Origin of the sequence: Gilliamella sp. B2717, assembly GCF_026536675.1 — a bacterium.
Classification (GTDB): domain Bacteria; phylum Pseudomonadota; class Gammaproteobacteria; order Enterobacterales; family Orbaceae; genus Gilliamella; species Gilliamella apicola_I.
Genome location: NZ_JAFNNQ010000003.1, coordinates 37,779 through 44,649, shown reverse-complemented (window position 1 = coordinate 44,649; position 6,871 = coordinate 37,779). Strand labels below are relative to the sequence as shown.

Genomic DNA, 6,871 nt, shown 5'->3' with positions numbered 1-6,871 from the left:
TTTAAAATGACACCATTTTTTGATACGTCAAATTGGGTATATTTATTATGGGATACGCCATCATTGTTTGGTGCTGTGATATCAATTTGCGTTACACCGTTTGGTAAACCTTGAATCGTTGGGCGTTGCGCTTGATTGGCACTTTGATCGACAACGATATTATTTGCGTAACTGACGCCAGTCATACTGACCAGTCCTAACGCAACATAGGATAAAAAAACTAACGGCTTTAATAAATAAGATTGGGGATTATCGATCGAGTTATTGTTGACGTGAATACGCTTGCCTTGCTGACCCTTACTAACCACAACGTGATGTGATTGTGCAATATCAGACACAACAACAAATAATCCACGAATCCGATTAAAAACAATACGATAAAAACGTTTATTCATAATATTTTACCTTTCATCTTTTTGTTAATAGCCGTAATAAATCATATTAATATTAAATTATGGACAGCAAATTTTCTAAAATGACTTCAGAATCAGATAAGACTATTAAAAAATTTAATACGAATTCAACTAAAACGGCTGCGTTATGATTAATGCTTTAAAAAGCACGCAAATGACTTACAGAACACTTAATGACTTTTATTAAGCTAACGGTGCAAACAAAATTTTTATATTGTTTAGATAACTTAATGTTTATATATTAAACTTTAAATTTTCATTTAGTCAAAGAATTTTACCTAATGAATTGTAAGCAAAATTTTATTTTCAAATTTCAAAATGGTTAAAAACGAAGACTTGTATTGATATCTTTTTTTGATAATGATTAAAGGTGAGAGATAAATGTAGATAACATTTAACATAATAGAATCTTAATAACCTGATTTAGCAAACGAGAAATAACGTTTGGTAAACCAGGTGAGTAATTTTATCAATTATAACTTACTGTCATGCATTTTATTGATTAACGAAAATACCATTGATCACGCCAATGTTGTTAATATAGGCTATTTTAGATTCAATATATTTTGCATTAATTATTCCATGGCTGTCGTTGGTCAATGTCCTAGCTGTTAATTTAATATAATCATCTGAAGTTATTTTTCCTTCGTTATAGATGAGGTTAGCGAGTATACTAATTGATTTATTGACAGATAGCGTTCCATAATTATTAAAATTATAGTCAATATCTAAATCAATAGTGTCTGATGCTATCCAACCAAACCAATCATTATGAAAATTTCTACCGTGTAACTGTATTTTATTTTTAGCCAGTAACTGACCATTATTGTATAAACTACTTACGTTTAATTTGAAATCATCATTGGCTTTTGCAAAATTTCGGTTATCAAAATTTCCGCCTTTGATTTCGATTTGGTTAGCATTGATTTCGCCTTTCCAATCATTTTTAAAGTTATCAGTTTTTATTGCCAATTTATCGGATGCAAAAATCTTCCCTTGGTTATAGCCGTCTTTCACTTTGATCACCGATGAATTTAATGCACTAATTTCATTATAATTATCCAACTTATTGGTATCCATTGTAATTAAATCGGCTTTGATTTCACCTTTCCAGTCATTTTTAACTTCATTGCCTTTTAAAATGATTTGTTTATTGGCAAATAATTTTCCTTGATTATAAAACTGGTTACCCCCATTAACTGACAGTAATTGACCCGCCTTGAGTTCATTATGATTTTCAAAATTACGCGTATTTATATCCACCTCATCAGATTTGATAATACCTTGCCAACTATTTACAAATGCATTGTTTACTACAGATAAAGTATGATTCACTAAAAGTTGACCATAATTATAAACATTATTATTCAAAATATTTAAATTATCAGCATTGATGACGCCATAATTAGTGATAGTAGCATCCGATTTCGTTTTGTTGATATGCATATAATTACTGGCTAATTTGCCATTCCAATCATTTTTAAAATCTTTAATGTATAAATTCAAATTGTTATTTAGCGTAATTTGACCTTGGTTATACATATAATCTTGTAATTCCATTGATCCATTATCCGCATTTATCTGTCCAGAATTCTCAAATTGATTAGCATGAATATCAAATAATTGCTTAGCATTGATTTTTGCTCGCCAAGTATTCACAATTTTCCCAACCTCTCCTTCCCCTAAAAATACTGAGTCACTATTGATTGTGCCATCATTGATGATGTTCTTTGCAACTATTGAAACTTTGTCCTCAGCTTTGATCAATCCTGTATCGCTATTTGTAATGTTGGTTCCTTTTAACAATAATTGCTCATCTGATAGTAATTTATTGATATTATTTATATTTTCTATCAATATCACTAAGTTTTCAGCAGAATTAACTTCGCCATAATTTTCAAAATTTTTCCCATTCAAGTTAATATTTTTAGCGTTAATAATCCCTTGCCAATCATTTTTGATATTGTCGCTTGTTAGGGTAATTTGTTTTCCTGCCGTTAAGTTCCCATTATTTTCTGCAGTTGAAGCATTAATGTTGACAGTTTCATAGGCTCTCATTTTACCCACATTTTTAGCTTGCTTAGCATTAATCACAATGTTATTCGCTTTTACATCCCCTGACCAAATACTAATAAACTCATCACTGGTTGTTGAAAGAGAATTTTTTGCAGACAGTTTTCCTTCATTGGTAATTAACGTATGGGATTGAAGTTTAAGGTCATTTTTGGCTGTGATTGTGCCTAAATTTTTAATTTCAGATTGACTTTTTAAGACAGTTCCTTCAGAGGATTGCATCGTTCCTTTATTAATAATTTTGCCATCAGCAGAAAGATTCAATGAACCGGCACTCGCCATCAGTTTTCCTTCATTTCGTACCCCTACACCATTTTCGGTACCGACCATTTTAATTTTACCTGCATACATTCCGCCTAGCGCAGAAACGTCCAATCCAAACTCAGGCTGATCAACTTGATTATTAAATCCTTGCTTTTCAATGGTATTCAAATCAGCACTTACTTTAGCTTGTCCTGTGATAACATTAATTTCATTATTTGCCCATAATTCCGCATTAACATTGACACTACGTGCAATTAAATCGGTGTAGTCTTGACCTGAGTTTTTTAAACCATAGCCATTAATTTCAATACGTCCGCCATCAACTTGGTAACTTTGCAATTTACCATTATCCATAATGGGTTTACCCGTCGTTAACGTGACTCTATCAGCATTAATAAAACCGCAACCATTACAAGTTATACCGGCAGGATTGGCAATAATGACCTGCGCTTTTTGACCTGCAACTTCAACATAACCATTTAACTGACTAATATTTGGAGAGTTAACTTCATTTAAAATCACTTTTGCACGATTTTGTAATAATCTATTACCATTAATGTCGCCAGCTAATTGGGTATTAGTTCTTCCTGTCGCATTATTGAGTATGACACCATTTTTGGATACATCAAATTGGTTATATTTGTTGTGAGAGACACCGCTATTACTTGGCGCTGCAATATCAATTTGTGTTACGCCATTTTGCAAGTTGTGCACATTAGGGCGTTGTGCTTGGTTAGCCGTTGGATCGACAACGATATTATTGGCATAACTGACATTAACCACACTAACCAAACCCAATGCAATATATGACATAAAGACTAAAGGTTTTAATCTGCAAAACTGAACATGCTGGATTGGATTAGGGTTAACATGAACTGTTTTGATTTGTTTAGCATTATTGGTTACGACTTGATGCGATTTAGTCATTTCAGATACCACAACAAACAATCCACGGACTTTATTGAAAATAATGCGATAAAAATTCTTATTCATAGTATTTACACCTTTCACCTATTATTTTGTTAAAACGTAAAAAATAAAATCATCATATTAAACAAATGATTATTTCAATAAATCTACAAAAATAGTTAAATACGGCAATACAAATAATATTTTGAATTTAATGCAACAAAAGGAAATCGATAGGATGATAAATTACGTTAACATTAGCTAGTTATCCACTAATTAACCATCATCCTTGGTAGAACAGAAAGAAACAGACACACCAAATTAACATCATTTAGATAATTTGATGCATGTATAATAAACATTAAATTTATATTTAGTCAAAGTTTTATTTGTGCATCCGTAATTTACATTTCTTTGTTAATCCAAACAATTTTTAGGGTTAGCTAAGACTTTTGATAACAAGATTTTTCTAATTTATTAATTTATCACTTAATTTATTTTCAGTTTTGTTAAAAAAGTATTTCTATTAAGCAAATAGTTGGTGTGATCAAATCGGTTTTAATATTTGGGCACTTGATGATGTTTTAATTTTATTCGGTCTAGATATTTCTATTACCAGTAATTTTATTGATATTAATTAGGTAAGTTATAGAAATTTTTATGTTTTTTGGGGATTAAAGTGAATGAGTAGAAAGCTCATAAGTTGACAAAGATTGAAAAAATTAATTTTTAAGATCCTAGCTTACCTATTGATGATATATTTCAGTAAACTAGGATCTTATCTTTACAACAAAACAGAATTAATTGATCAAATTAATCTATTCATCTTTTGCATTAGTGGACTTTCCATTAATTAGACCACGATTAACGATTTTATCAGATAAATTGTCAGTAATAATTTCAGCATTAATCACACCATGCCAATCATTGAGAAAATGATTACCCGCTAATTTAATCTCTCTTTTCGAAATCACATTGCCTTGGTTGTATGTATAATTAGAATTAATAGTTAACTGATCACCAGCTTCAATCTCACCAAAGTTTTCCATATTTGTTATAACATTCAGATCAATATTTTCAGCTTTAATTGAACCAAACCAATCATTTTTTAGGTTGTGACTGACTACTTTTACTTGTTGGTTAGCCAATAATTCACCATTGTTATTAAAATCATTCAGGTTAATATTCATTGTATCATTCGCTATTAATTTATTACGGTTATCAAATCTATTACCTGTGATTTCAATGTTATTTGAATTTATTTCACCAAGCCAATCATTTTTGAAATTATTGCTATTAATTAATAACTTGCCTTCAGTTAAGAGCTTAGCTTGATTGTAAGCGTTTTCGACATTGACATTCAGCTCAGAATTAGCAAAAACTTGATTGTAATTGTCAAATTTTGCACCTAGCAACGTAATATTATTAGCTTGTACTTCGCCTTTCCAATCATTTTTGAAGTTGTCACTCGTTATAGATAAATCATTTTTTGCCAATAATTTACCTTGATTGTAAACATTCTTAACATCAATATTGAGTAAGTCATTGGCATTCATTTCGTTATAATTAATAAATTCACCCGTTTCGTTAACTTGATCATTGTTGGTTTTAATGTTCACAAGATTTATTTGATCAGCATTAACTTTACCGTTCCAATCATTTTTAAATGAATCAAAAGATAGATTAATTTTGAAACTTGGTGTTTCTGAACTTTCAGAATGTGGTGAAGGTTCGGGTGAAATTGATGATAAAATTCCTTGATTATAAAGTATTCCTTTTACGGCGATATCGATGGATTGTACACCATTAACAGCACCATAATTTCTAAAGTTATTGCCTTTTAAATCAACGATTTTCGATTGCATTGTACCATTCCAATGATTAAAGACATCATCACTAATAACATTCATATTTTCTATTGATGCTAACACACCGTTATTGGATAACATTTTGGAATTTATGGATAATTCTTTTTGCGATCGAATCAGACCTGTTGAATGATTTTGAATGTTCTGACTTGCTAGCGTTAATTTATTATCTGAGGTTAACGTATTAATATTATTTATATCTACAACGTTAATGATCAAGTTGTCAGTTGCGTTAATTTCTTTATAATTTTCTAGATTTGTTCCTTCAAGTTCTATATTTTTTGACTGAATCACACCAAACCAATCATTTTTGATTTTTTCACTTGATACAGTAATACTTTCTCCTGCTGATAAATTCCCAGCATTTTCAACACTTGATGCTTTAATTTTCACACTTTCAGCCGCATTAATTTTCCCCACATTTTTGGTTTGCGCTGCGTTTAATGTAATATTATTAGCACTCACATTCCCTGTCCAGGTACTCAGAAATTCCTCACTTTCTGCACTAAGATTATTGCCTGCTAATAATCTATTTTCGTTGGCAACCAATTTTTCAGCTTTTAGATTAATGTCTTCTTTAGCATTAACAATGCCATAATTTTTTACTTCTGTTTTTCCCGTTAAAATGACATTTTTCTGACTAATGATTGTGCCATGATTTTCAATATTGTCACTCTTCAATAAGGTGTCTGTCGCAGAATTAAGATTACCACTTACGGTATTTAAAATTTTGCCATTTGTTGATATATCTATCGTTCCAGCACTGGCCATAAGTATCCCATTATTACGAACACCTACCCCTGCTTCAGTACCGACCATCTTAATTTTTCCGGCATACATTCCACCTAACGCTGAAACATCCAGCGCAAATTCAGGTTGTTCAGTATTGGTGGCTGAGGCGACTTTTTCAATCTTTGTCAGGTCTGTACTCACCTTCGCTTTACCTGTCACAATATTGATTTCTTTATTAGCCCATAACTTGGCATTGACATTAACACTGCGTGCGATTAAATCAGTATAATCTTGCCCTGAATTTTTTAATCCATTCCCAGTAATGGCTATCTGACCTTTTTCTACTTGATAACCTGTTAATTTTCCATCTTCCATTATCGGTTTACCGGTGGTCAAGGTTGCTCGGTCTGCATTAATAAAACCACAACCATTACAGGTTATGCCGGCCGGATTGGCAATAATCACTTGGGCTTTTTGACCCGCCACCTCGATATAACCATTTAATTGGCTGATATTTTGCGAATTCACTTCGTTTAATATTACCTTGGCGCTATTTTGTAGTGATGCATTACCATTAATATTACCAGCTAATTGTGTTTGGCTATCATCACG

The 6,871-nt window shown here is 31.4% G+C and carries 3 protein-coding genes (2 of these 3 only partly in view); all 3 read right to left on the bottom strand.

Translation table 11 applies throughout. The features are described from left to right. On the bottom strand, nucleotides 1-395 hold the 5' end (the start) of the coding sequence (locus J3U35_RS01400) for a filamentous hemagglutinin N-terminal domain-containing protein (protein WP_267359058.1). Its footprint begins 2,191 nt before the window's first position; 395 of the gene's 2,586 nt are visible here — the first part of the coding sequence; it begins with the start codon at nucleotides 393-395; its stop codon lies off the left edge, out of view. Between the two features lie 513 nt (nucleotides 396-908). Further along, a complete protein-coding gene (locus J3U35_RS01395) occupies nucleotides 909-3,743 on the bottom strand; it encodes a filamentous hemagglutinin N-terminal domain-containing protein (RefSeq protein WP_267359056.1) in 2,835 nt (944 codons plus the stop codon). Nucleotides 3,744-4,477: 734 nt separating this feature from the next. Then, nucleotides 4,478-6,871, bottom strand: the 3' portion of a protein-coding gene (locus J3U35_RS01390; protein ID WP_267359054.1) for a filamentous hemagglutinin N-terminal domain-containing protein. The gene runs 396 nt beyond the window's last position; the window shows 2,394 of its 2,790 coding nt (coding positions 397-2,790); the start codon falls outside the window, past its right edge; it ends in the stop codon at nucleotides 4,478-4,480.

Coding starts and splice junctions, on each gene's coding strand:
- J3U35_RS01395 (WP_267359056.1), bottom strand. CDS start 3,743: ATGAATAAGAATTTTTATCGCATTATTTTCAATAAAGTCCGTGGATTG.